Genomic DNA, 24,295 nt, shown 5'->3' with positions numbered 1-24,295 from the left:
ATGGATTGGAGAAAGGAAAGAAAACGATTTGCTTGCGCATGGGCGGGAATTGTCGCAGCGGTGAGAGAAGAAACGCATATGCGCATCCATATCGCATTGGCTGTTATCGCGCTGGTTGTCGCGGCAATCCTTCACATTTCCAAGCTGGAATGGCTTATTCTTTTGCTGACGATCGGAAGTGTCATTACGCTGGAACTAGTAAATACGGCGATTGAACGTGCTGTTGATTTAGTGACGACAGATTTTCATCCTTTAGCAAAAGCGGCGAAAGATATCGCCGCAGGCGCCGTCTTGATCGCTGCAGTGGTTGCGGTTGTTGTTGGAATCATTATCTTTTTGCCATATCTCCTGTAACAAATAAGCAAAAAAAATTCTTATTTTTCTGTCATATTTTAAAGAAGAAAGATGAAATTTACAAAGATTTTTTGTAAAATAAAAAAGGGGGGGCTTATTGCACCTCTGGCGAGAAAGGAAGAAAAACGTTGAAAACAAATGAACTGATCGAAGAGGCGAAAAAAGCGAGAGAATACGCTTATGCCCCTTATTCGCAATTTAAAGTTGGCGCTGCTTTATTAACAAAAGACGGGAAAGTGTACCGCGGCTGCAATATTGAAAACGCCGCTTACAGCATGTGTAATTGCGCGGAACGGACGGCGCTTTTTAAGGCGTATTCGGAAGGGGATAAAGAATTTGCCGCACTTGCTGTGATCGCTGACACGCCCCGCCCGGTACCGCCTTGCGGTGCATGCCGCCAGGTCATTTTTGAGCTGTGTCCAAGTGATATGAAAATAATATTGGCAAATTTAAACGGTGATATTGCTGAACTAACAGTGAAAGAACTATTACCAAAAGCATTTTCAGCGGAGGATTTGCATGAATAAGGAAGGATACAAATCAGGATTCGTTTCCATTGTTGGCAGACCAAACGTTGGAAAATCAACATTTTTAAACCGCGTCATTGGCCAAAAAATCGCGATTATGAGCGATAAGCCGCAAACGACGCGCAATAAAATTCAAGGTGTTTACACAACAGATGACGCGCAAATCATCTTTATCGATACGCCAGGAATGCATAAGCCGAAACATAAGCTTGGCGATTTTATGATGAAAGTGGCGCTAAACGCGTTAAAAGAAGTCGATCTTATTTTATTTATGATTAACGCCGAAGAAGGATTTGGGCGCGGTGACGCGTATATTATTGAACGGCTGAAAGAAGTAAATACGCCGGTGTTTTTAGTCATCAATAAAATCGATCTTGTTCATCCGAACGATTTATTGCCGTTGATTGACAGGTATAAAGAACTTTACCCGTTTGCGGAAATCATCCCGATTTCTGCGCTGCAAGGGAACAATATCGAAACATTGGTGGAACAAATCAAAAAATATTTACCGGAAGGTCCGCAATATTATCCGCCTGATCAAGTGACTGACCATCCGGAACGGTTTATCATTGCGGAGTTAATTCGCGAGAAAGCGCTTCATTTGACGCGCGAAGAAGTCCCGCATTCCATTGCCGTCGTGGTGGAAACGATTGAGCGGCGTGAAGACAGCGACACAGTGTATGTCGGTGCCGTCATTATTGTGGAGCGGGATTCGCAAAAAGGGATCATTATCGGAAAACAAGGCCGAATGTTAAAAGAGATCGGCCAGCGGGCGCGTGTCGATATCGAAGCGCTTCTTGGCTCGAGAGTATTTTTGGAATTATGGGTGAAAGTGCAAAAAGATTGGCGCAACCGGCTGGCACAGTTGCGTGATTTTGGGTTTAGAGAAGAAGAGTATTAATTAGAAAATTTTATACCACATAAACGTTTCACGGCGGGGTCAATCTATATCTAGACGGGAAAATAAGCAACGCTGCAGGCGGAAAGAGGTGTGGTTCCATGATTGAATTTACATGGAAGCTGTTCAGTCAGACCGGCAACATCGACACATATCTTCTTTTCAAAGAGCTGGAAAGAGAACAACAACCTAGTAGCGACGAACAAGTGACGGAACGAAAAGAAGTCGATCAACCTGTGTTTTGATCAGCGTTTGATGGTCGGTGGTGATGCGATTGTTTGAAAAATGTGAAGCGATTGTTATTCGCGCAACTGATTATGGCGAAACCAATAAAATCGTCACATTCTTTACGAGGGAATGGGGAAAGGTGGCTGCGATGGCGCGCGGAGCAAAAAAGCCGAGCAGCCGCCTTTCTGCCGTTACCCAACTGTTTACATACGGTTACTACTTAATTCAAAGAAGCCGCGGTGTCGGTGTTTTGCAGCAAGGCGATATTATTGATTCAATGCGGGCGACCCGTGAAGATATTTTCACAGCGGCATACGCGTCTTATATCGTGGAACTGACTGATAAAATAACGGAAGAACATCAGCGCAATCCGTATTTGTTTGAACTGCTTTTGCAGACGTTACAATATATGAATGAGGGCCGCGATTTAGAAATCCTCGCTAGCATTTATGAAACGAAAATGTTGTCCGTAATGGGCATTCCGCCTAAGTTGGATTATTGCGCCATATGCGGCCGGACAGAAGGAAAGTTTTCCTTTTCAATAAAAGAAGCTGGATTTCTTTGCCATCGTTGCGAGCAATACGATCCGCATCGAATTCCGCTTTCTGCAGCCGCCGTGAGATTATTGCGTTTGTTTTACTATATGGATTTATCAAGGCTTGGTGCGATTTCGGTCAAAGAGGAAACAAAAAAAGAGCTTCGCTCGGTTCTTTCCTCTTACTACGATGAGTACTCAGGTCTATCGTTAAAAACAAAACGGTTTTTAATGCAAATTGATGAACTAAAAAAGGTCAGCGGCTCCCGCAAACATCAGGCAGAAAGCGAAAGCGGGAACGGCTGACGAAAAAAGATGCGATGCCGTCATTTTCGGAAGGCAAAATTTCCTGCTGAAAAACAGGAGTATAGTATAATAAATTTAGAAGACGATAGCGTGTTATAGCTTTCAGTAAGGTGGTGAGCAACAATCGAACTGAATAAACGCCAAGAGCAAATTTTGCAAATCGTCAAAGATCATGGCCCGATTACGGGGGAGAGCATTGCGGAAAAATTGAATTTAACAAGAGCGACATTGCGTCCGGACTTAGCGATATTAACGATGGCCGGATATTTGGAAGCGCGGCCCCGGGTGGGATATTTTTATACAGGGAAAACCGGTTCTCAGCTGCTTGCTGATAAAATAAAAAAGATAAAAGTAGAAGATTACCAATCGATTCCAGTTGTTGTCAATGAAAATGTTAGTGTATATGATGCGATTGTCACCATGTTTCTTGAAGATGTCGGCACGCTGTTTGTCGTTGATGACGAAGCGCTTCTGGCTGGCGTGTTATCCAGAAAAGATTTATTGCGCGCAAGCATTGGCAAACAAGAGTTAACGACGATTCCTGTCAATATTATTATGACAAGAATGCCGAATGTAGCTGTTTGTTATAAAGATGATCCGCTTATTGAGGTAGCGGAGCGGTTAATTGAAAAGCAGATTGATGCGATGCCGGTAGTGCGGAAGACAGAGAAGGGATACGAGGTCATTGGCCGAATAACGAAAACAAATATGACAAAGGCGTTCGTCGCGCTAGCGAAAGACGATTTGTTATAGAAAAAAAGGAGGAGAAAGATGAATCAACGCCTTGTTTATGTTGTTTCCGATTCAGGTGGGGAAACGGCGGAACTTGTGGTGAAAGCAGCAGCGAGCCAGTTTTACAGTTCACATATTCAATTAAAACGCGTTCCATATGTGGAAGATAAGTCGACTCTTGCGGAAGTCGTTGCATTAGCAAAAATGAACCAAGGAATTATTGCGTTTACGCTTGTTGTCCCGGAAATGCGCCAATTTCTGATTGAAGAGGCTGCGCGTGAAGGAGTAGCGGCGTATGATATTATTGGACCGCTTATTGAAACAATGAGCGATTTATTCAAACTGACGCCGCGATATGAGCCGGGGCAAGTGCGCGTGCTTGATGAGGATTATTTTAAGAAGATTGAAGCGATTGAATTTGCAGTGAAATATGATGATGGACGGGACCCGCGGGGAATTTTGCGCGCCGACATCGTTTTAATAGGCGTATCGCGCACTTCGAAAACACCGTTATCGCAATATTTGGCGCATAAACGGTTAAAGGTGGCAAACGTGCCGATCGTGCCGGAAGTCGAACCGCCAGAACAGCTTTTTAAAGTGCCTCGGGAAAAATGTTTCGGATTAAAAATCAGCCCGGAAAAATTGCTTTCGATTCGCCGCGAGCGCCTAAAATCACTCGGCTTAAACGACCAAGCCATTTATGCGAACATGGATCGCATTAAAGAAGAGCTTGCTTATTTTGAGGAGATAGTGAAAAAAATCGGCTGTGACGTTATCGATGTGACGAATAAGGCGGTTGAAGAAACGGCGAGCATTATTATGAGAAAAAGAAAAATATAGCACATTCACGATGATGTGATGTGCTATTACTTTTTTATAGCGCATTTTTATCATTTATATTATAATAAAAAATTGCGAGAAAAATGAACAAGGCAGGTTTAGAGTGGAAAGAGAACGAGTAAACTATTTATAGCCAATTGTCAAGGGGAAAAAGAATTTTCTTTTCGACAAAATCCGTTCTCTACTAAGAGAAAAAAGAAGGATTTTCAAGAACGGTGTAGAATAATTAGGAGGTGCGAATCTGATTGCTGAACGGACTTTGCACTTGAGCGCGGCTGGCACTATGATGAGAGCAGTCAGATCTGAACATTGAGGCCGATCGTTTTTGTCGATGCCGATGCTTGCCCGATAAAAGATGAAATTTTCTCGCTTGCTTGCAAATATAATATACCAAGCGTGTTTGTTTCTTCATACAACCATTTCTCTCCTTTGCAGAAAATGGAATGGGTATATGTGGACACAGAAAAGGAAGCGGTCGATTTATACATTTTGAACCATGCGGCGAAGGGAGATGTTGTTGTTACCCAAGATATCGGATTAGCAAGCATGCTTGTTAGCCGCGGTGTTTATGTTATTTCTCCGCGCGGGAAGGTGTATGAAGATGGAGGAATGGATGATCTCCTCTACTTCCGCTATCTTGAAGCGAAACAGCGGAGGCAAGGTGTGTACCGGAAGGGAATGAAGCGGTTTTCTGATCAGGATCGTCGTGCCTTTCTGCAAAATTTCGAAAAAATTTTGTCGAAACTCGCAGGAAAATAGACATAGGCCGAGAATAATAAGATACGGAGTTGTTCATATGGGATACCGTATTCCCGAAGAAACGATTGAAACGATTCGCCGTACCGTTGATATCGTCGATGTCATCAGCGATTATGTCCAATTAAAAAAACAAGGACGCAACTACTTTGGGTTATGCCCGTTTCACGGGGAGAAGACGCCGTCGTTTTCTGTTTCCCCAGAAAAGCAAATTTTCCATTGTTTCGGCTGTGGTGCCGGCGGAAATGTATTTTCGTTTCTTATGGATATCGAAGGCATTTCCTTTCTTGAGGCAGTAAAACGGCTGGCAGTTAAGGCGAACATCGATTTGTCCCATTTGCAGCTAGACGATGCGGATAAAAGCCGTACCAATACAGGCGAAACAAAAATGATGGTGGAAGCGCATGAGCTCTTGAAAAAATTTTACCATCATTTGCTTGTAAATACAAATGAAGGACAAAAAGCTCTTGATTATTTACAAGATCGAGGATGGACGCGAGAAATCATTGATCAGTTTGAAATCGGTTATGCGCCGAACTCGTGGGACTTTGCAGTCAAACTTTTGTCAGGGCGCGGTTTTTCGCTTGAGCTAATGGAAAAAGCTGGACTGATCATTCGAAAAGAAAATGGGGACTATTTTGATCGTTTCCGCCATCGGATTATGTTCCCGATTCTTAATCATCATGGAGACACTGTCGGCTTTTCCGGCAGGCTTTTAGGAGAAGGACAGCCAAAATACTTAAACAGCCCGGAAACGGCCATTTTCCATAAAGGAAAAATTTTGTACAACTTTCATCAAGCTCGTTTACATATACGAAAACATCAAGAGGTTATTTTGTTGGAAGGATTTGCTGACGTTATTTCCGCGGTGCAAGCAGGCGTTGCCCATTCTGTCGCAACGATGGGCACGGCTCTAACGGAAGAGCATGCGCGCATTCTCCGGCGCAATGTCGATACTGTCATCATTTGCTACGATGGCGATGCGTCAGGAATCGAAGCAACATTTCGCGCAGCGGAGGTGCTGACAGAAGCAGGATGTCATGTGAAAATTGCAACAATTCCTGATGGCCTTGATCCTGATGAATATATAAGAAAATATGGTCCGGATCGGTTCCGTCGGGATATTATTGATGCGGGCAGCTCGTTGATGGCGTTTAAAATGATGTATTTTCGCAAAGGAAAAAACTTGCAAGACGAAAACGATAAAATCCGTTATATTGAAGAAGTGCTTCGCGAAATCAGCAAGCTGCCGAACCCCATTGAGTGGGATTACTATTTACGGCAGCTGGCCGACGAGTTTTCCCTTTCACTGTCCGCCTTGCAGGAGCAGTTAAACCGCTATAAAGGCACTGTCAAACATGCTCATCATATAGACCGGGAAGAAACACCGAAACCGCTGCTGCAGAAGAAACTTCTTCCCGCATTTCAAAATGCGGAGCGAATGTTGCTTGCTCATATGCTGCAAAGCCGCGATGTAGCGATGGTAGTCCAAGAAAAGATCGCAGGCAACTTTAATCTCGAAGAGCACCGGGCGATTGCTGCTTATATTTACGCGTTTTACGAAGAAGGAAACGATCCGGACGTCAGTTTGTTGCTTTCACGCCTTCCTGACGATTTAAAACCTCTTGTAACAGAGCTGTCGCTGTTGTTGATCAATGACGAAGTTTCCAATCAGGAACTGAATGATTACATGAAACATGTGTTGAATTATCCAAAATGGTTAATGCTAAAAGAAAAAGAACAAGAAAAAATGGAAGCGGAACGAAAAAAAGACTTTTTGACTGCCGCGCGCATCGCGAAAGAAATTATTGAAATGAAAAAAATGTTATCTTCGTAATATGATGTTATTAGTTTAAAAAGGAGGTAGTGAAATGGCTGAAAAACCAGCTCGTGCAAAACAAATCGATGCAGATGCAACGCTTGAACAGGCGAAAGAACAACTAACAGAGCTCGGCAAAAAGCGCGGCATTTTGACATATGAAGAAATTGCCGAACGTTTATCCGCGTTTGATCTTGATTCAGACCAAATGGACGAATTTTACGAATACTTAACGGACCAAGGAATTGAAGTCATTAGTGAATCTGATTTAGAATCTGATTTAGAGCATGATCCGGATATCGACGATTTAGCAAAAGAAGAATTTGACTTAAATGATCTGTCGGTTCCACCTGGTGTGAAAATTAACGATCCTGTGCGCATGTATTTAAAAGAAATTGGTCGCGTTCCGCTATTGTCTGCCGAAGAAGAAATTGAACTGGCAAAACGAATCGAGCAAGGTGACGAAGAAGCGAAACGCCGTTTAACGGAAGCAAACCTTCGCCTTGTCGTTAGCATCGCCAAACGTTATGTCGGTCGCGGCATGCTGTTTCTGGACTTAATCCAAGAAGGAAATATGGGTCTGATTAAAGCGGTCGAAAAGTTCGACTACCGCAAAGGATACAAATTCAGCACATATGCGACATGGTGGATTCGTCAAGCGATAACGCGGGCGATTGCCGACCAAGCCCGTACGATCCGTATACCGGTGCATATGGTGGAAACAATTAACAAACTTATCCGCGTGCAACGTCAATTGCTTCAAGATCTTGGCCGCGAACCAACTCCAGAAGAAATCGCTGAAGAAATGGATTTAACTCCGGAAAAAGTGCGCGAAATTTTAAAGATTGCCCAAGAACCAGTATCACTTGAAACGCCGATTGGCGAAGAAGACGATTCGCATTTAGGCGATTTCATTGAAGACCAAGAAGCGACGTCGCCATCTGAGCACGCGGCGTACGAACTGCTAAAAGAGCAGCTAGAAGATGTGCTGGACACGCTGACGGACCGCGAAGAGAACGTGCTTCGCTTGCGTTTTGGACTAGATGACGGCCGTACGCGGACGCTCGAAGAAGTCGGAAAAGTGTTTGGGGTTACCCGCGAACGCATCCGGCAAATTGAAGCGAAAGCGCTCCGCAAGTTGCGCCATCCAAGCCGCAGCAAACGGCTGAAAGACTTTTTAGAGTAATCTTTTCCAATAGTTTACTTCTTCATGTCCCAGAGAAGTAAACTATTTTTTCTTTTTTTCTTTTCGAAAGGCGGATGAGCATGGACGAACGCAGACGTGAAATCATTGTGCGGGAAATTGAATATTGGAAGCGTTCTCGCCTCCTTCCAGAACAATATTGCGATTATTTGCTGGCATTATATACAGAGGGCGAATATAAAAAGCGCCCAAGTGACATTGTGCGAATTCGCCACTGGGGAATGATCCGTTTCCTTTTAGTGGCATTGATTTGTCTATTGTTGCCAGCGAGTGTTCTTGTCATTTATTTTACTGAATTGTCATTCGTTTTGCAAATGCTCCTTTTATGTCTTTTTTTCTCTATATGTACGGTAGCGGCGTGGATGTGGAAGGGGAAAGGAAATATCATCCATATCCCGCTGATTAGCGGTGCGCTCATTTTTCTCATCGCTTCAATTGAAATTGGCGAATATTATTTTCCAAAGCAAAAAGCGGTGACCGCAGCGATTGTTTTTATGAACTGTTTCGTATGGATATGGATAGGGAAACGGTTTCGCTTTCTTTATTTGCTGATATCAGGCGTGATTGGAATAGGAATTTTAGCTGTCTTTCTTCTATTTTGACTTTATTTTGCGTCGGCAATTTTATGACAGATATAAGATTAGGGCTTTTCCTTTGCGATAATTTACAGTAAAATAAAATTGTTTGTAGCGGTTACATTTTCCGAACAATGGTCATGCATGAGGGGAGGTAAAAAAATGAATCGAAACCCGCTAATCCCATTTTTCATCATTATGGTGTTTGGAATCGGTCTTACTATTGGTCTTTCATTTAAGGGGCTTGGCGACGCAAAAGAGCTGGCAAAAGAGAAAAAAGGCGGCGAAAAAACCGAGCAGGCTGCCGCGGCAAATCCGGAACAATTTTATCAACAAACGTGCAGCAGCTGTCATGGGCAAAATTATGAAGGTGGGGTTGGCCCGGCGCTAAAAGGAGTTGGCGATCGGCTTTCGCCTGACGAAATTAAAAACGTGCTCCAAAACGGTCGGGGCAGCATGCCTCCTGGTCTTGTTCCGTCAGATAAACTGGATGAAATGGCAAAATGGCTTTCTGAGCTGAAATAAAACAAAAAATCCCTTTGCCTTAGGTGAAGGGATTTTTTGTTTGTGATACAATATACAGAAGACTAAAGGATGTGAAACAGCAAAATGAATGAATTTCGTCTGTCCAAACGCCTGGAAACGGTCGCTTCTTTTATTCCAAAAGGGGCGACGCTGGCTGACATTGGTTCGGATCATGCGTATTTGCCGTGCTACGCATATTTGCATGGGTATATAACAAAAGCGGTGGCCGGTGAAGTAGCGGACGGCCCGCTTCGTTCCGCCAAGCTACAAGTGGAAAGGACCGGGCTGCAAGACGTTATTTCTGTGCGAAAAGGCGATGGCTTAGAAGTAATTCAGCCAGGGGAAGTGGACTGCATTACGATTGCTGGCATGGGCGGCACATTGATTGCCAATATTTTGGAGGCTGGAAAAGATAAGCTTTCCGGTGTGAAGAGGCTGATTTTGCAGCCAAATGTCGGCGCACATATCGTCCGCAAATGGCTGATCGACCATCAGTGGGAATTGATGGCAGAGTGCATATTGGAAGAAGAAGGGAAAATTTATGAAGTGCTTGTTGCGGAAAAAGGCGATGGGAAAAGACCATATAGAAATATGGAAGCAGAATTATTGCTTGGGCCATTTTTATTAAAAGAAAAAAATGATGTATTTTTGAAAAAATGGAACAATGAGCTTGCTCATTGGAAACGGATCGTCCGCCAATTAGACGAAAAGGCGGAAACAGAATCTGCCATTTCCAAAAAACAGGAGCTAGAGAAAAAAATCAAGCTTGTGGAGGAGGCATTGCGGTGAGCAAAATTCCAAGCGGTCAAGAAATCATTCAATTATTGGAACGGTTTGCCCCGAAACAGCTGGCGATGGAAGGCGACAGAATCGGGCTGCAAATTGGCACATTAAATAAACCAGTCCAAAAAGTGATGGTCGCCTTGGATGTTTTAGAAGAAGTTATTGATGAAGCAATAGCGGAAAACGTTGATCTGATTATCGCGCACCATCCGCCGCTTTACCGTCCGCTAAAACAGATCGCCACCGATCAAGCGCAAGGGCGCATGATCGAAAAATGCCTGAAACATGATATTGCTATTTATGCTGCCCATACGAATTTAGATATTGCCAATGGTGGAGTCAATGACTGGCTAGCCGAAGCGTTAGGATTGGAGCAAGCAGAGGTGCTCGTTCCAACATATGAAGAACCGCTGAAAAAATTGGTCGTTTATGTTCCGGAGACGCACGCCGACCTCGTCCGGGAGGCGATCGGCAACGCAGGGGCAGGCCATATCGGCAACTATAGCCATTGTACGTTTAACGGCCGCGGCATCGGCACATTTTTGCCGCTGGAAGGAGCGAATCCGTTCATCGGGGAAGCAGGAACGCTTGAGCAAGTAGAAGAGGTGCGCATCGAGACGATTGTCCCAGCTTCATTGCAAAACAAGGTGATTGCCGCGATGTTAAAAGCACATCCGTACGAAGAAGTGGCATATGACATCTATCCGCTTGAAAACAAAGGAAAAACGTTTGGATTAGGAAGAATTGGCCGTTTGCCTGAAAAAATGACGCTCGCGGAGTTTGCCGAACATGTGAAAAAAGCGCTCGACGTTCCGGCGGTGCGCGTTGTCGGCGATTTGCAAGATGTGGTGCAACAAGTTGCAGTGGTTGGCGGGGACGGAAATAAATATGTCGCACAGGCAAAGTTAGCTGGCGCTGATGTGTATGTGACAGGGGATGTTTATTATCATGTGGCGCATGATGCTATGATGCTCGGGCTGAATATCGTTGATCCGGGGCATAATGTCGAGAAAGTAATGAAACAAGGGGTTGCCCGCTTTTTAGAAAACGAGTTTGCCAAACATGAGTTTGCAACAACCGTCTGTATTTCCAATGTCCATACAGATCCATTTACATTTGTATAAAATAATTTGGCTGGCTCAAAAAGATCTTTTGGAGCCAGCCTCTTTCATCATTGCTAGTCTTTTTTTGTTTTTACTTTCGGTAAAATTTTATGCAGCGGTACTTTCCGTTCGCGCTTCCATGTTTTTGGATCGTTTGGGTCAAACTGTTCTAAAAAATCGATGACTTCTTTCGTAATCGGAGTCGGGGTAGAGGCTCCCGCTGTGACGGCCACTTTTTTCGCGTCTTTAATCCAGTCGATCTCGATTTCCGTCACATCGGCAACGCGATATGCTTTCGTGCCGGCGATTTCTTCCGACACTTGCGCAAGGCGGTTGGAGTTATTGCTTCTTGGATCGCCGACAACGATCGTGACGTCAGCTTCTTTTGCCTGCTCTGCCACCGCTTCTTGGCGAAGCTGGGTTGCTAGGCAAATTTCTTTATGCATTTCAACATGCGGGTATTTTTCTTTTACTTTTTTCATAATGTCGGCAACGTCCCATTGGCTCATCGTTGTTTGGTTTGTCACCATGATGCGGTCGCTTTCAATCGTCAGGCGTTCCACATCTTCGGCTGTTTCGACAAGATGAATGTGGATTGGATCGATGCCGACTGCTCCTTCTGGTTCCGGATGTCCTTTTTTGCCGATATATATAATTTCATAACCGTCCGCTAATTTTTCTTGAATTAAGTTATGCGTTTTGGTCACATCTGGGCATGTGGCATCAATCGTGACAAGCCCTTTTTCGCGCGCGCGCTTTTTCACTTCGGGAGATACGCCGTGCGCGGTGAAGATCACGGTTCCTTTGTCAATTTTTTCGAGAATCTCCAACCGGTTCTCGCCGTCCAGCGTAATAATCCCGTCCTCGGCAAACGCGTCGGTAACATGTTTATTGTGAACGATCATCCCGAGAATATAAATCGGTCTTGGCAACGTAGGATCTAACGCCGCATTTCTTGCGATCACCATCGCATCAACAACCCCATAGCAGTAACCGCGCGGGGTAATTTTGATCACTTCCATATTTGTTCCTCCTCAATTCCGGCGTGCGAAGGGAGACTTTCCCTTTCTTTAACATTATAGCGGAGAAAGGGACCGAATACAAAGATTATAACGTATTAAATATAGAGCTTTGGTGTAGACGGCCTTGGGGTTTTCGACGATGCGGAACGTTTATTTTCGCTTGTTTTCGTTTTCGGCACTGTCCGCCTTTTGGATTTGGATGAAGAGGATGTTTTTTTCTTATTTCCCGGAATGTTTTTTTCTGCGCCATTTTCTTCTTGATCGGTTGTTTTTAGCTCTTTCCATATTCTGACCATGGCCGGAAGGTTTTTGATTAGCGGCCCGTATTGCTGCACCATTGGCATCACGTTTTGCGCGATCCCTAACATTTTTTGGGCGTTTGTCAATATGCCGAGAAAGCCTCCACCCGCGTTTGCGCCGGCGCTTGTGCTAGCAGCGTGTTGAATTGCCGGCCCCATCCAAGGAGATGCCGGAGGCAGCGGCTGTCCTCGTGAAAACAATCGCGATAAAAATCCGCCAAATCTTGGATATGGGCCGGCCGCTCTTATTGGAGAAAACGGAAAAGCACGTGCCATCGGAGGAGAAGGAAAGGCTGGCGGTCTGTTATATATCATTGTTTTTGCCTCCTTTCTTGGCTGAGAATAGAAACATATCCCTTTCATAAAGTATGCGAGAAAACAAGAAATGGTTTTCCGCCTCCATGATGGTTGAAGTTGCGGTATTGTGGCAAAATCAGATATAATGATGAATCGAGTTATTCGGCTTTATTTAGTCGAATCAGAAGGGAGCAGTGGTATAATGAAGGAGACATTGTTTGAGCGGTTTTCATTTCAGCCATTTATTATTGAAGCGATCAAGGAGCTTCGTTTTTATAAACCGACGGAAATTCAAGAGCGGATCATTCCCATCGCTCTCCGCGGGAAAAGCGCGATCGGCCAGTCGCAAACAGGAACGGGGAAAACGCACGCCTATTTGCTGCCGATCATCGAAAAAATTGATCCGGACCGCAAAGCAGTGCAAGCAGTGATTACCGCGCCGACGCGGGAACTTGCAACGCAAATCTACCATGAAATTTTAAAAATTACCAAGTTTTGTCCGAGCGATCGGCAAATTACGGCCCGCTGCTTTATTGGCGGAACCGATAAGCAGAAGGCGATCGAGAAATTGAAGACACAGCCGCATATTGTAGTCGGGACTCCGGGACGAATCAACGACCTTATTCGCGAACAGGCGCTGCTCGTTCGCACAGCAAACACGCTCGTCGTCGACGAAGCGGACTTAATGCTGGATATGGGATTTATTGTGGACGTCGACCAAATTGCTGCACGCATGCCGAAAGAGTTGCAAATGCTCGTGTTTTCCGCGACGATTCCGGAGAAGTTAAAGCCGTTTTTGAAAAAATATATGGAAAATCCAGAATATGTCCATATCGCGCCGAAGCAAGTGGCGGCGGAAAAAATTGAACATGTTCTTGTGCCGCTTCGCAGCCGCGACAAAGTGAAGTTGTTGCATGAAATGTTGCTTGCGTATAATCCGTATTTAGCGATCGTATTTACCAATACAAAAAAGATGGCTGATGAAGTGGCGGACAAGCTGATTGAAAAAGGGATGAAAGTCGGGATTTTGCACGGCGATTTATCGCCGCGCGAGCGAAAGAAGATGATGAAGCAAATTCGCGATTTGGAATTTCAATATATTGTTGCTACCGATTTGGCGGCCCGCGGCATTGATATTGAAGGGGTAAGCCATGTCATTAACTATGAATTGCCAAAAGACTTGCAGTTTTACATTCATCGCGCCGGACGCACTGCGCGCGCCGGCTACACCGGAATGGCGGCGACGATTTACGAGCCGTCGGACCAAGATGCCATCACCAAATTGGAAAAAATGGGGATTGAGTTTCTGCACCGCGACCTCATCCGCGGAGAATGGGTGGATTTGCCGCCTTGGAACCGGCGGAGCAAGCGGGAAAAGCAAGGGGGAGAAATAGCGCAGCTGCTTGCGAAAATGAAAAAAGCGAAACAAGTCAAGCCGGGTTACAAGAAAAAACTGCTTGCTGAAATGGAAAAACAAAAAAAGCGGCTGCGGCGCTTAAAAAAACAATAATGCGTGAAGCAAGAAAGGGAGAAGAGAAATGTTAAAAATCGGCTCGCATGTATCGATGAGCGGGAAAAAGATGCTGCTTGCTGCAAGCGAAGAAGCTGTTTCCTACGGGGCAAATACGTTTATGATTTACACGGGCGCCCCGCAAAACACAAGGCGCAAAAAAATTGAAGAGCTGAACATTGAAGCGGGGCTTGCCCATATGAAAGAACACGGCATTGAAGAAATCGTCGTGCATGCTCCGTATATCATTAATATCGGCAATACGAAAAATCCAGATACGTTCGCCCTCGGCGTGGAATTTTTGCGTTCGGAAATCGAGCGGACGGAGGCGATTGGCGCGAAGCAAATCGTTCTCCATCCTGGTGCGCATGTCGGGGCGGGGCCGGAAGCGGGAATCCGCAAAATTATTGAAGGGTTGAATGAAGTGCTGACGCGCGAACAAACGGTGCAAATCGCGTTAGAAACGATGGCGGGAAAAGGTTCGGAATGCGGGCGCAGCTTTGAGGAGCTCGCCGAAATTATTGATGGCGTCACCCATAACGAGAAATTGTCTGTTTGTTTTGACACGTGCCATACACATGATGCCGGCTATAACATCATCGATGATTTTGACGGCGTTTTGCAAGAATTTGATCGGATCATCGGTTTAGACCGGCTTAAAGTGCTGCATATTAACGATAGCAAAAATCCGCGCGGAAGCCGGAAAGACCGACACGAAAACATCGGTTTCGGGCATATCGGCTTTGCTGCGTTAAACTACATCGTTCATCATCCGCAGCTTGCCGATATTCCGAAAATTTTAGAGACACCGTATGTCGGAGAGGATAAAAACAATAAAAAGCCGCCGTACAAGCACGAAATTGCCATGCTGCGCGCGCAAACATTCGATGAAGAGTTGTTGACGAAAATCATGAACGAAGAATAAAAAGGGCAAAAACGAAATGCCCTTTTTATTTTTTATGAATGAATGTTAAAAATAGTTCGTTTGCTTTTTTCGCGATTTGCGGCGATGTTATTTTGGCCAGTTCTTTAACCCATTTTTTTCTTTCTTGCGGATCAAACACATTGATTTTATTCGTCCGGGCGATATGGAGAATTTTTTTCGCTTGTTCCACCGTTAATGGGATGTCGTAATCATGGCTATAGGAAACAAGCTCCTCCGGGGTCATCGTTTTTATTTTTTGTTGGACAAGCTGTTGATAAAGGTTCATTTTCGATTCCTCCTCTTCCATACGTATCATATGAAATGAAGGGCCTAAAAGTGTATGGTATAATTAAAATAAATATAGAGAGAAAGGGTGTTTCGTTTGGCGCAGAAACAACATAAGAAAGAATCTCCCAGCCATATTGCATATCGTTTTTTCTTTATTTTTTTGGGGGCTTCGCTTGCAGCTCTTTCCATCGAGCGGCTGTTAGTGCCGAACCAAATTATTGATGGCGGAGTCATCGGGGTTTCGCTTATTTTAGATTATTTAATTCCGGATGATTGGTCGTTTTTTAACTTTGCGACTCTTGTCATTCTTCTTAACGCCCCTTTTATGTATTTTGGCTATAAGCAAATCGGAAAGACATTTATGTTTTCATCGATTGTTGGCATCATATGCCTTGCCGTTGCCGAACGTTTTTTTCACCATTTTAAGCCGCTGACGACACAGCCGATTTTGGCCACTGTTTTCGGCGGGCTCGCGTTGGGCCTTGGCGTCGGCCTTGTGATCCGGCATGGCGGATCGTTAGATGGAACAGAAATTTTAGGAATTTTGCTGACGAAAAAGCTTCCATTTTCCGTCGGAGAGTTTGTGATGTTTATGAATGTCTTTATTTTCAGCTGGGCGGCGTTTGTGTTTGGAATGGAACAGGCGATGTACTCGGTGATGACGTATTACATCGCATTTAAAACGATTGATATGGTCATTGAAGGATTGGACGAGACAAGGGCTGCCCTGATTGTTTCCGACCGTTACAAAGAAATATCGGATGCGATTTTGCACCGGCTAGGACGCGGCACGACCAAGCTGCTTGGAAAGGGCGGCTATACGGATGAACAAAAAGAAGTCATTTATGCGGTAGTCACCCGTTTGGAAGTGACAAAGCTAAAGGCGATTGTGAATGAAATTGATCCTGATGCGTTCATAACGATTATGCTTACGCATGAGGTAAAAGGCGCTAAATTTAAATCGGCCATTCATTGACGTTTACAAATGGCGTTTGATCCGTTATACTACGTTCATAGATAAATCGTAATCATTCTGAATTATTGGGAGAGAACGCCATGGAAACAGAGTATGTGTTGAAATTGGAACATGTTTCATTCCGGTATGAAAAAGAAAATGTGTTGGAAGATATTAATCTGGCTGTACCTAAAGGGGCGTTTTTAGGGATCGTCGGCCCGAACGGATCAGGAAAATCGACGTTGTTCAAATGTGTATTAGGATTATTAAAGCCGCAGCAAGGCAAGATTTATTTGTTTGGAAATCCGATTGAAACGTTCAAAGATTGGCACCGTATCGGTTATGTGTCGCAAAAAGCAAACAGCTTTAATACCGGGTTCCCTGCCACTGTCTATGAAGTCGTGGCAAGCGGATTGACGGCTAAGCGCGGAATGTTCCGCTTTTTTACGAAAAAAGACAGACAGGCGGTGTCAGAAGCGATTGAAGCAGTGGGGATGAGTGAGTTTTCCCAGAAAAATATCGGAGAATTGTCCGGCGGGCAGCAGCAGCGTGTTTTTATTGCCCGTGCGATTGTCAGCAGGCCGGAATTGCTGATTTTAGATGAGCCGACGGTTGGCGTCGATATTCACCACGTGCAAAGTTTTTACGACATGCTCGATGAGTTGAACCGGCGCCTTGGCATTACGCTGATTCTTGTCACACATGATATCGGAACGATCACGGAAAAAGTGACACACGTTGCATGTTTAAATAAACATTTATATTTTCACGGGAAAGCTGAAGAGTTTGACAAGCTTGGGGAGCAGAGATTGTCACAATTTTACGGACATTCACTACAAGTGCTTTCTCACCAGCATTGATGGAGGAATGGCGCAATGATTGAAGAAATATGGCAATACGAATTTTTACGCAACGCGTTTATCGCTGGAATATTAATTGGTTTCACTGCTCCTCTCCTCGGTGTGTTTATTGTTGTCCGCCGTCTGTCGTTAATTGCTGACGCGCTCAGCCATGTGACACTTGCCGGCATTGCGGCGAGTTTGCTTTTAGGTAAAAACTTTGCTTATTTTGCCAACTGGAACCCGCTTTATGCGGGAATGGGATTTTCGGTTGCCGGCGCGTTGTTTGTCGAAAAATTGCGCTCAGTATACAAGCATTACCAAGAGTTAGCAATTCCGATCATTCTTTCTGGAGGAATCGGCCTTAGCGTTATTTTTATTTCGCTTGCCGATGGATTTAATACCGATTTATTTTCCTATTTGTTTGGCAGTGTCAGCGCAGTAAGCCGCCAAGACGTATGGACAGTGCTGGCGATTGCTTGTGTTGTCATCGGCATTGTTATATTGTTATATAAAGAGCTGTTTCTCCTTTCATTTGATGAAGAATATGCGATGATTTCCGGCATTCGCGCGAAACTGATTCATTTTATTTTTATCGTTTTGGTGGCGCTCGTGATCGCCGCATCGATGCGGATTGTCGGCGTTTTGCTTATTTCTTCGTTAATGACGCTTCCTGTTGCCGCGAGCATTCGCATTGCGAAAGGGTTTAAGCAGGCGATCGGCTATTCGATTTTGTTTGGCGAATTATCGGTTATCGCTGGGTTGCTGCTGTCATACCAGCTTGATCTGGCGCCTGGCGGAACGATCGTCATCCTTGCGATTCTCATTTTGCTGATCGTCATCATGTGGAAAAAGTGGAAAAGGGGATAAGAGTTATGGATGTTGCGGAAGCGATTCGCCTCATGAAGGAAAAAGGGTTTAAACATACGGGCAAGAGGGAAGATATGCTGCAGCTTTTTGCCAGCACCGATAAATATTTAACCGCCAAAGATGTGTTAGAGGCACTGCGGAACGATTATCCGGGATTAAGCTTTGATACAGTTTACCGCAATTTATCGCTGTTTGTCGGACTTGGCATTTTGGAAATGACTGAGTTATCGGGCGAAAAACATTTCCGTTTTACATGCAGCGCGTACCATCATCACCATCATTTCATTTGTGTGCAATGCGGAAAAACGAAAGAAATTACGACTTGCCCGATGGACGAATTAACCGAACAATTGCAAGGGTATGAAATATCGGATCATAAATTTGAAATATATGGAAAATGTCCGGAATGTCAAAGGGATATCTCCACGTAAGGTGAGATATCCCTTTGCTTATTCTATTATAGAAGCTGTTCAATATGCCATTTGGCTTCGATCCAGTTTTTAACGCGGATCACTTGTTTTGGGAGAGGACCTTGATTATATGGGGTATCAAATAAAATGACAGGAATCTTGCATTGTTCGGCGATATCACAAGCGTTGTCGTATTTGTCTTCGAAAAAGGCGGAGATATGATGCGTTTTTACCGCTTCAATTTTGTCGTGCGAACCGACCAATTCAATATGATGATAATGAACGCCGTTTGTTTGGAACCACCGTTCCGTAAGCTCATATAAATGTTTTCCGCGGGCGCTGATGTAAAATAATTCATATTTGTTTTTCCAGCCATTAATTACCTCAAGTGCATGTTCCGCCAGCGGGGCGCGCTCGTAAATCATTGCCTCATATTTTTCCATCCACCGATCCATTTCTTCTTCTGTCGTATCATACAACGGGGCTAAATCATATTGGGTGATGTCATTTAATGTTAAATTTTTTTGAAAAGATTTGTTCAAATATGGAATAAAAGTGCTCGGGCAAGTAACCGTCCCGTCAATATCGATGCCAAGCCGTTTTTTCATCATTTATTTCTGCACTCCTTTAATTGAACGTCCGTGTATTATTGTAGCACCATCAGGACAAATCGTGCATTATCTGCGCTTATGGTCTGTTGCTGTTATGGCTGATTCGGATGGCATCCGCAGCTGGGCAAAGACAAACAGCAATGTTTCCCGTTCGTGTTTCGCCATGAAAATATTCACATTTATAATTTCGCATAAACTTTTCATACTAATAAATGCTCCTTACTTAAGGAAAGCGAGGGAAGCATATGGTGAATGATCGCAATCGCACGTATAACGAAAGCTACGTGCAGTCGACAGGAAGAAAGGAACCAGAACGAGATTTTATGGAAGAAACGGCGGCAGAAGTAACCGAGCCAGTCCGTCGCAATGACGAACGAGGCAGAGAAGGAACCGATGGAGCAGGGCTAGGTTGGCTGGCACTCGCTCTTTCGATTCTTGCTTTATTTATTTGGCCTGTCTTATTAGGAGCAGCAGGCATTATTGTCGGATTTATTGCACGCCGTCGTGGTGCAGGAACGTTAGGCGCGTGGGCAATCGGTATCGGTGTTGTGGCGATTATTATCCGTCTGTTCATCATGCCGTTTTATTATTAGCAAAAAAGCTTGGCGCTTTAAGCGTCAAGCTTTTTGTTTGGCAAAGTATTCTTCTGCCAATTTGTCCACTTCTTTTTTCAATTCTTCGACCATTTTTTCTTCTGGAACTTTGCGGATGATTTTGCCGTGCCGGAATAGCAGGCCTTCGCCGCGCGCGCCGGCGATGCCGATGTCCGCCTCACGCGCCTCGCCCGGTCCGTTGACGGCACATCCGAGTACTGCCACTTTAATCGGCGCTTTTATTTTTGCGATATATTCTTCGATCTCGTTAGCAATGCTGATTAAATCGATTTCGATGCGCCCGCACGTCGGGCAGGAGACCAACGTTGCTGCATTTGCCGCCAAGCCGAACGATTTTAATATTTCCCTTGCCACCTTTACTTCTTCAACCGGATCGGCGCTAAGCGAAACGCGGATCGTATTGCCGATGCCTTTGCTTAAGATAGCACCGATGCCGACGGCGCTTTTGATCGTTCCGGCAAATAGCGTGCCGGATTCAGTAATGCCGACATGGAGCGGATAATCAAACGTGCGCGCCGCTTTTTCGTATGCTTCGATCGCCAATTGCACATCAGATGCTTTTAACGATACGATGATATCGTGGAAATCAAGCTCTTCTAAAATGCGAATATGGTATAGCGCGCTTTCGACCATGCCGTCTGCGGTAGGATAGCCGTATTTTTCTAAAATCCGTTTTTCCAGCGATCCGGCATTGACGCCAATGCGGATCGGGATGCCGCGTTCTTTCGCCGCTTTGACGACTGCTTCCACTTTTTCGCGGCGCCCGATATTGCCGGGATTGATTCGGATTTTGTCGGCTCCGCCTTCAATCGCTTTCAGGGCAAGTTTATAGTCAAAATGAATATCAGCTACAAGCGGAATATTAATGCGTTTTTTTATTTCCGGAATCGCGTTGGCCGCTCGCTCGTCTGGACAAGCGACGCGGACGATTTGGCAGCCTGCTTCTTCCAGCTGCTTTATTTGTGCCACTGTCGCTTCCACGTCATGTGTTTTTGTCGTTGTCATGCTTTGAATGACAACCTCGTTATTTCCGCCAATCGTTAAATTGCCAACGCGGACGGGCCGCGTTTTTGAACGATGAATGATTTCACCCACGAGAAATTCGCTCCTTTAAGAAACAAGTTCATGACGCTTTCTGAATTATTGTAACAATGTTTATCGCCATTTGACAAGAAATTCGCCGCTTAACGTTTGTATACGGGGATTTTGTATTTTTTGCCGATTTGTAATGTTTGCGCTTTTTCTCCTGGATTCAGCGCTTCAAAATCGGCGATCGCTTCGTCGATGGAAACAGGAAGCGGCCCGTTTTGCTGCTTTTCCATAATGGATAGCAGTGTATCCCCCGGGTGGACGGTCACCGTTTGATACGGGATGGAAACATTTTTCTTTCCGTCTGCGGCGTGTGCGGGTGCCGCTGTTGTGTTCGTGGAAACGTGTAATGTCCCTATGGTTACGTCATGGTAAATGATATAGATGGAAAGGCAGAGGATGAAGACGGCAGGGATTGCTTTTTTCACGTGTGATTCCTCCAAATGAATATGTTAGTAACTATGTATGCTCGTCCGGAAAAGAATATGTAAAGTACGTCTGCCTGTTTAACGGAAACTTAACATTTGCTTAATAAACGCATAAAACTTGTTCGTTACAATGTGCTTGTACGTGGATGACAAAAGACAATAGGAGGGTCAATCGATGTGGAAGAAGTCCATAAAATTTGGAGTGGCGGCATTGCTAATCACGGGAATGCTCGCGGGGTGCGGAAAATCGGATAACAACACTACTGAAGAAAATACTGGAAACGGGGATGCGCAGCAAGAATCCTACTCGGGAACGATAACGTTAGCTGGATCTACCGCCCTTCAGCCGTTGGCAGAGGAAGCAGCGAATGAATTTATGGGAAAATATCCTGACGTCTCGATCACTGTGCAAGGCGGCGGAAGCGGAACAGGCGTGAACCAAGTGGCCGCTGGTGCTGTACAAATCGGAAACTCGGATGTTCCATCCGCAGAAAAGCTGGAAGATAAATCGAAAGCAGGAGAGCTTATCGATCATAAAGTAGCGGGAATTGCTTTTGCGATTGTAGTGAATAAAGATGTCAACGTCGATTCGTTAACATTACAACAAATTCAAGATATTTTCACTGGAAAAATAACAAACTGGAAAGATGTCGGCGGAAAAGATGAAAAAATTAATGTTATTAACCGTCCTGCTTCCTCTGGAACGCGCGCGACATTTGAAAAAACGGTGATGAAAGGCGTAAAAATAAACGAAGCAATCGGAACGGTGCAAGATTCCAATGGCGCTGTTGAGCAAGCGATTAACTCGACACCAGGATCGATTAGTTATGTTGCGATGTCATACTTAATCGGCGAAAAGAAAGATTTAAAAATGCTCAAAATCGATGGGGTAGAACCGACGATCGAAAATATCAAAACGGAAAAATATCCTTTCTGGTCTTATGAATACATGGTTACTAAAGGCGAGCCGAAAGATGCGGTGCGCGGATTTATCGAATACGTGAAGAGCGAAGAATTTGCATCGAAAGTAAAAGAAATGGGTTATATTCCTATCTCCGAATTGGAGTAATTCCATGAAAGGCTGGCTACACCGTTAGCCAGTCTTATTCTTCGTGAGGTGATGGAAGGATGAAAGAGAAGGGAAAGCTCTATTATTGGAAAAGCGAATATATCGGAAGGGCGCTCGTCACTTTTTGCGGCTTATTGATCGTGATCACAACGATTTTAATTATTGCGTTTATTTGCGGAAAAGGAATCCAATCATTCACGCAAAATGGAATATCTCTTAAAGAAATGCTGTTTTCAACCGAGTGGAAGCCAGGTGACTCCAATCCGAAATACGGCGCTGTTATTTTTATTGCCGGATCGACGCTCGTGTCGCTTGGAGCGGTGTTATTAAGCACGCCGATCGCGCTTGCGCTCGCCATTTTCATTAATTTTATTTCTCCAAAATTCGGTTCGGCCGTCCTAAAACCTGTTTTGGAACTGCTTGTCGGCATTCCGTCTGTCGTTTACGGCTGGCTTGGTGTGACGATTCTTATCCCGCTTCTTCGCGAATCGTTCGGCGGCGTAGGATTTAGTTTGCTGGCCGGAATTATTGTCTTAAGCGTGATGATTTTGCCAACCATCACCAGCATCGCGTCAGACGCGCTTAGCGCCGTTCCGTTTTCTTACTTAGAAGCGTCATATGGGCTTGGATCAACAAGATGGCAGGCGATTAGCCGGGTGATCGTTCCGGCAGCGAAAACGGGAATTTTCACTGGCATCGTCCTTGGGCTGGCAAGAGCGTTTGGGGAAGCGTTGGCTGTTCAGATGGTTATTGGAAACACGGTGAAACTTCCGTCAGGATTGTATAGTCCGACAGCGACATTGACGGGAATTTTAACGATGGATATGGCGAATACGATCAACGGTACTGCTTGGAACAATGCGTTGTGGACATTGGCGATGATTTTATTGTTTATCTCCTTTTTCTTTATTTTTCTTATCAGAATGATCGGACGAAGAGGGGAACGATAATATGGTATCGAGAATGGCGGATAAAGTTTGGACAGGCGTATTTTATGTCATTGCGGCATTTGTCGTCGGCTTGCTTGTGTTATTTTTTGCGACGATTTTATCAAAAGGTTGGGGATTTTGGCAGCCGGATTTTCTTTTTGGTAGACCGAGCAACACGCAGGCAGGGGGAGGAGTCGGCCCGCAGCTGATTAACTCGCTTTATATGCTTGTCATTACATTGTTGATTTCGGTTCCGTTAGGATTGGGAGCGGGAATTTATTTGGCGGAATACGCCAAGCAAGGAAGAATGCTTAACTTCATCCGGTTGTGCATCGAGACGATGGCATCCCTACCGTCGATTGTTGTCGGATTGTTTGGATTGTTGGCGTTTGTGACGCTGACGGGATGGGGATATACGTTGATTGGCGGCGCGCTGGCGATCACGATATTAAATTTGCCGGGATTGACGCGCATATGTGAGAATGCGATTTTAGATGTTCCTTCCAACATAAAGGAAGGCAGCCTTGCGCTCGGGGCGACGCGGTGGCAAACGCTAGTGCGGGTAATTCTTCCGGCTGCTCTCCCGCAAATAATGACAGGGGTCATTTTAGCGGCAGGGCGGATTTTTGGTGAGGCGGCCGCATTAATTTATACGGCAGGGTTAACAACGCCGCTGTTGAACTTTGCCGCTGATGTATCCAGCCCGGCGCATCCGTTGAATGTGTTCCGTCCGGCGGAAACGCTAACGGTGCACATTTGGAAGCTAAATTCGGAAGGAATTGTTCCGGATGCGAAAATCATCGCAGCGAAATCGGCGGCGATATTAGTGATGATGGTTCTTTTATTTAATATTGCGGCCCGGTTGGCGTCCGTTGCTTTGCAGCGTTATTTTGCAGGAAACCGCCGGAAAACAAAGAAGAAAATGAGCAATGCTGCATAAAAACGGCCACTATCA

General features: G+C 44.9%; 31 protein-coding genes. 24 read left to right on the top strand and 7 right to left on the bottom strand.

What is annotated here, in order from left to right; genetic code table 11:
* The 14 genes from AOT13_RS16940 to AOT13_RS16880 all read left to right on the top strand — a co-directional run bounded on the left by AOT13_RS16940 (window position 1) and on the right by AOT13_RS16880 (window position 11,206).
* A complete protein-coding gene (locus tag AOT13_RS16940) occupies window positions 1-354 on the top strand; it encodes a diacylglycerol kinase family protein (protein WP_003249086.1) in 354 nt (117 codons plus the stop codon).
* Between the two features lie 128 nt (window positions 355-482).
* The gene (locus tag AOT13_RS16935) at window positions 483-881 is read left to right on the top strand and encodes a cytidine deaminase (RefSeq protein WP_003249088.1); all 399 of its coding nucleotides are present in this window, start codon (window positions 483-485) and stop codon (window positions 879-881) included.
* Complete coding sequence (gene era, locus AOT13_RS16930; protein WP_003249089.1) at window positions 874-1,782, top strand: GTPase Era; 909 nt, start codon at window positions 874-876, stop codon at window positions 1,780-1,782. Before AOT13_RS16935 ends, era begins: the two co-directional genes overlap by 8 nt.
* A gap of 98 nt (window positions 1,783-1,880) precedes the next feature.
* Window positions 1,881-2,024: a YqzL family protein gene (locus AOT13_RS19190; RefSeq protein WP_013400364.1), complete on the top strand. Its 144-nt coding sequence runs from the start codon at window positions 1,881-1,883 to the stop codon at window positions 2,022-2,024.
* A 29-nt stretch (window positions 2,025-2,053) separates the two neighbouring features.
* Window positions 2,054-2,848 (top strand): DNA repair protein RecO, encoded by a 795-nt coding sequence (recO, locus tag AOT13_RS16925; protein ID WP_003249092.1) that lies wholly within the window; start codon window positions 2,054-2,056, stop codon window positions 2,846-2,848.
* Window positions 2,849-3,001: 153 nt separating this feature from the next.
* Window positions 3,002-3,601 (top strand): transcriptional regulator CcpN, encoded by a 600-nt coding sequence (gene ccpN / locus AOT13_RS16920; RefSeq protein WP_003249094.1) that lies wholly within the window; start codon window positions 3,002-3,004, stop codon window positions 3,599-3,601.
* Window positions 3,602-3,619: 18 nt separating this feature from the next.
* Window positions 3,620-4,420, top strand: coding sequence for a pyruvate, water dikinase regulatory protein (locus tag AOT13_RS16915; RefSeq protein ID WP_003249096.1), 801 nt, complete (start codon window positions 3,620-3,622; stop codon window positions 4,418-4,420).
* Between the two features lie 360 nt (window positions 4,421-4,780).
* Window positions 4,781-5,179: a YaiI/YqxD family protein gene (locus tag AOT13_RS16910; protein ID WP_230457114.1), complete on the top strand. Its 399-nt coding sequence runs from the start codon at window positions 4,781-4,783 to the stop codon at window positions 5,177-5,179.
* A 37-nt stretch (window positions 5,180-5,216) separates the two neighbouring features.
* Window positions 5,217-7,013, top strand: coding sequence for a DNA primase (gene dnaG / locus AOT13_RS16905; RefSeq protein WP_003249099.1), 1,797 nt, complete (start codon window positions 5,217-5,219; stop codon window positions 7,011-7,013).
* 34 nt (window positions 7,014-7,047) lie between these two features.
* The gene (gene rpoD / locus AOT13_RS16900) at window positions 7,048-8,181 is read left to right on the top strand and encodes an RNA polymerase sigma factor RpoD (protein WP_003249100.1); all 1,134 of its coding nucleotides are present in this window, start codon (window positions 7,048-7,050) and stop codon (window positions 8,179-8,181) included.
* 80 nt (window positions 8,182-8,261) lie between these two features.
* Window positions 8,262-8,801, top strand: a complete 540-nt coding sequence (locus AOT13_RS16895; RefSeq protein WP_003249103.1) for a hypothetical protein — start codon at window positions 8,262-8,264, stop codon at window positions 8,799-8,801.
* 135 nt (window positions 8,802-8,936) lie between these two features.
* Window positions 8,937-9,299 carry a cytochrome c550 gene (cccA, locus tag AOT13_RS16890; RefSeq protein ID WP_003249104.1) on the top strand — a complete coding sequence of 121 codons (363 nt, stop codon included), beginning with the start codon at window positions 8,937-8,939 and terminating at the stop codon, window positions 9,297-9,299.
* 84 nt (window positions 9,300-9,383) lie between these two features.
* A complete protein-coding gene (locus AOT13_RS16885) occupies window positions 9,384-10,088 on the top strand; it encodes a tRNA (adenine(22)-N(1))-methyltransferase (protein ID WP_003249105.1) in 705 nt (234 codons plus the stop codon).
* Window positions 10,085-11,206 carry a Nif3-like dinuclear metal center hexameric protein gene (locus AOT13_RS16880; RefSeq protein WP_003249107.1) on the top strand — a complete coding sequence of 374 codons (1,122 nt, stop codon included), beginning with the start codon at window positions 10,085-10,087 and terminating at the stop codon, window positions 11,204-11,206. Before AOT13_RS16885 ends, AOT13_RS16880 begins: the two co-directional genes overlap by 4 nt.
* A 53-nt stretch (window positions 11,207-11,259) precedes the next feature.
* On the opposite strand, the gene AOT13_RS16875 is transcribed toward AOT13_RS16880, so the two are convergent.
* Window positions 11,260-12,207, bottom strand: coding sequence for a 4-hydroxy-3-methylbut-2-enyl diphosphate reductase (locus AOT13_RS16875; RefSeq protein WP_003249109.1), 948 nt, complete (start codon window positions 12,205-12,207; stop codon window positions 11,260-11,262).
* Window positions 12,208-12,302: 95 nt separating this feature from the next.
* Window positions 12,303-12,821, bottom strand: a complete 519-nt coding sequence (gene vrrA, locus AOT13_RS16870) for a VrrA/YqfQ family protein (RefSeq protein WP_013400367.1) — start codon at window positions 12,819-12,821, stop codon at window positions 12,303-12,305.
* Window positions 12,822-13,005: 184 nt separating this feature from the next.
* On the opposite strand from vrrA, the gene AOT13_RS16865 reads away from it, so the two are divergent.
* Both AOT13_RS16865 and AOT13_RS16860 read left to right on the top strand, forming a co-directional pair.
* Window positions 13,006-14,313 carry a DEAD/DEAH box helicase gene (locus AOT13_RS16865; protein ID WP_003249113.1) on the top strand — a complete coding sequence of 436 codons (1,308 nt, stop codon included), beginning with the start codon at window positions 13,006-13,008 and terminating at the stop codon, window positions 14,311-14,313.
* Between the two features lie 28 nt (window positions 14,314-14,341).
* Window positions 14,342-15,238: a deoxyribonuclease IV gene (locus AOT13_RS16860; protein ID WP_003249115.1), complete on the top strand. Its 897-nt coding sequence runs from the start codon at window positions 14,342-14,344 to the stop codon at window positions 15,236-15,238.
* Between the two features lie 25 nt (window positions 15,239-15,263).
* Here the strand turns inward: AOT13_RS16860 and AOT13_RS16855 are convergent, their stop codons facing one another.
* Window positions 15,264-15,524, bottom strand: coding sequence for a DUF2624 domain-containing protein (locus tag AOT13_RS16855; RefSeq protein ID WP_013400370.1), 261 nt, complete (start codon window positions 15,522-15,524; stop codon window positions 15,264-15,266).
* 96 nt (window positions 15,525-15,620) lie between these two features.
* Here AOT13_RS16855 and AOT13_RS16850 point away from each other — a divergent pair, with 96 nt between their 5' ends.
* The 4 genes from AOT13_RS16850 to zur all read left to right on the top strand — a co-directional run bounded on the left by AOT13_RS16850 (window position 15,621) and on the right by zur (window position 18,621).
* Window positions 15,621-16,502, top strand: coding sequence for a YitT family protein (locus tag AOT13_RS16850; protein ID WP_003249117.1), 882 nt, complete (start codon window positions 15,621-15,623; stop codon window positions 16,500-16,502).
* Between the two features lie 80 nt (window positions 16,503-16,582).
* Window positions 16,583-17,341, top strand: a complete 759-nt coding sequence (locus tag AOT13_RS16845; RefSeq protein ID WP_013400372.1) for a metal ABC transporter ATP-binding protein — start codon at window positions 16,583-16,585, stop codon at window positions 17,339-17,341.
* 15 nt (window positions 17,342-17,356) lie between these two features.
* Window positions 17,357-18,190: a metal ABC transporter permease gene (locus tag AOT13_RS16840; protein ID WP_003249121.1), complete on the top strand. Its 834-nt coding sequence runs from the start codon at window positions 17,357-17,359 to the stop codon at window positions 18,188-18,190.
* 5 nt (window positions 18,191-18,195) lie between these two features.
* Window positions 18,196-18,621, top strand: a complete 426-nt coding sequence (gene zur, locus AOT13_RS16835; RefSeq protein WP_003249123.1) for a zinc uptake transcriptional repressor Zur — start codon at window positions 18,196-18,198, stop codon at window positions 18,619-18,621.
* 26 nt (window positions 18,622-18,647) lie between these two features.
* On the opposite strand, the gene AOT13_RS16830 is transcribed toward zur, so the two are convergent.
* Complete coding sequence (locus AOT13_RS16830) at window positions 18,648-19,211, bottom strand: hypothetical protein (protein ID WP_003249125.1); 564 nt, start codon at window positions 19,209-19,211, stop codon at window positions 18,648-18,650.
* Window positions 19,212-19,277: 66 nt separating this feature from the next.
* On the bottom strand, window positions 19,278-19,415 hold the full coding sequence (locus AOT13_RS20715) for a hypothetical protein (protein WP_013400373.1): 138 nt from the start codon (window positions 19,413-19,415) through the stop codon (window positions 19,278-19,280).
* Between the two features lie 41 nt (window positions 19,416-19,456).
* Between AOT13_RS20715 and AOT13_RS16825 the strand changes: the two genes are divergently transcribed.
* Window positions 19,457-19,804, top strand: a complete 348-nt coding sequence (locus AOT13_RS16825) for a hypothetical protein (protein WP_003249128.1) — start codon at window positions 19,457-19,459, stop codon at window positions 19,802-19,804.
* A 24-nt stretch (window positions 19,805-19,828) separates the two neighbouring features.
* Here AOT13_RS16825 and ispG read toward each other — a convergent pair whose 3' ends face one another.
* Window positions 19,829-20,920: a flavodoxin-dependent (E)-4-hydroxy-3-methylbut-2-enyl-diphosphate synthase gene (gene ispG / locus AOT13_RS16820; protein ID WP_003249130.1), complete on the bottom strand. Its 1,092-nt coding sequence runs from the start codon at window positions 20,918-20,920 to the stop codon at window positions 19,829-19,831.
* An 89-nt stretch (window positions 20,921-21,009) separates the two neighbouring features.
* On the bottom strand, window positions 21,010-21,342 hold the full coding sequence (locus tag AOT13_RS16815) for a LysM peptidoglycan-binding domain-containing protein (RefSeq protein WP_003249132.1): 333 nt from the start codon (window positions 21,340-21,342) through the stop codon (window positions 21,010-21,012).
* A 175-nt stretch (window positions 21,343-21,517) separates the two neighbouring features.
* Here AOT13_RS16815 and AOT13_RS16810 point away from each other — a divergent pair, with 175 nt between their 5' ends.
* The 3 genes from AOT13_RS16810 to pstA are packed head-to-tail and all read left to right on the top strand — an operon-like array spanning window position 21,518 to window position 24,280.
* On the top strand, window positions 21,518-22,411 hold the full coding sequence (locus AOT13_RS16810; RefSeq protein WP_003249136.1) for a phosphate ABC transporter substrate-binding protein PstS family protein: 894 nt from the start codon (window positions 21,518-21,520) through the stop codon (window positions 22,409-22,411).
* A gap of 59 nt (window positions 22,412-22,470) precedes the next feature.
* The gene (gene pstC, locus AOT13_RS16805; RefSeq protein WP_003249139.1) at window positions 22,471-23,361 is read left to right on the top strand and encodes a phosphate ABC transporter permease subunit PstC; all 891 of its coding nucleotides are present in this window, start codon (window positions 22,471-22,473) and stop codon (window positions 23,359-23,361) included.
* A gap of 1 nt (window position 23,362) precedes the next feature.
* Window positions 23,363-24,280, top strand: coding sequence for a phosphate ABC transporter permease PstA (pstA, locus tag AOT13_RS16800; protein ID WP_003249141.1), 918 nt, complete (start codon window positions 23,363-23,365; stop codon window positions 24,278-24,280).
* Window positions 24,281-24,295 lie beyond the last annotated feature (15 nt).

The organism is Parageobacillus thermoglucosidasius, assembly GCF_001295365.1.
GTDB lineage: Bacteria > Bacillota > Bacilli > Bacillales > Anoxybacillaceae > Parageobacillus > Parageobacillus thermoglucosidasius.
The sequence above is the reverse complement of the archived record's forward strand: the minus strand, read 5'-3'. Positions and strand labels throughout refer to the sequence as shown.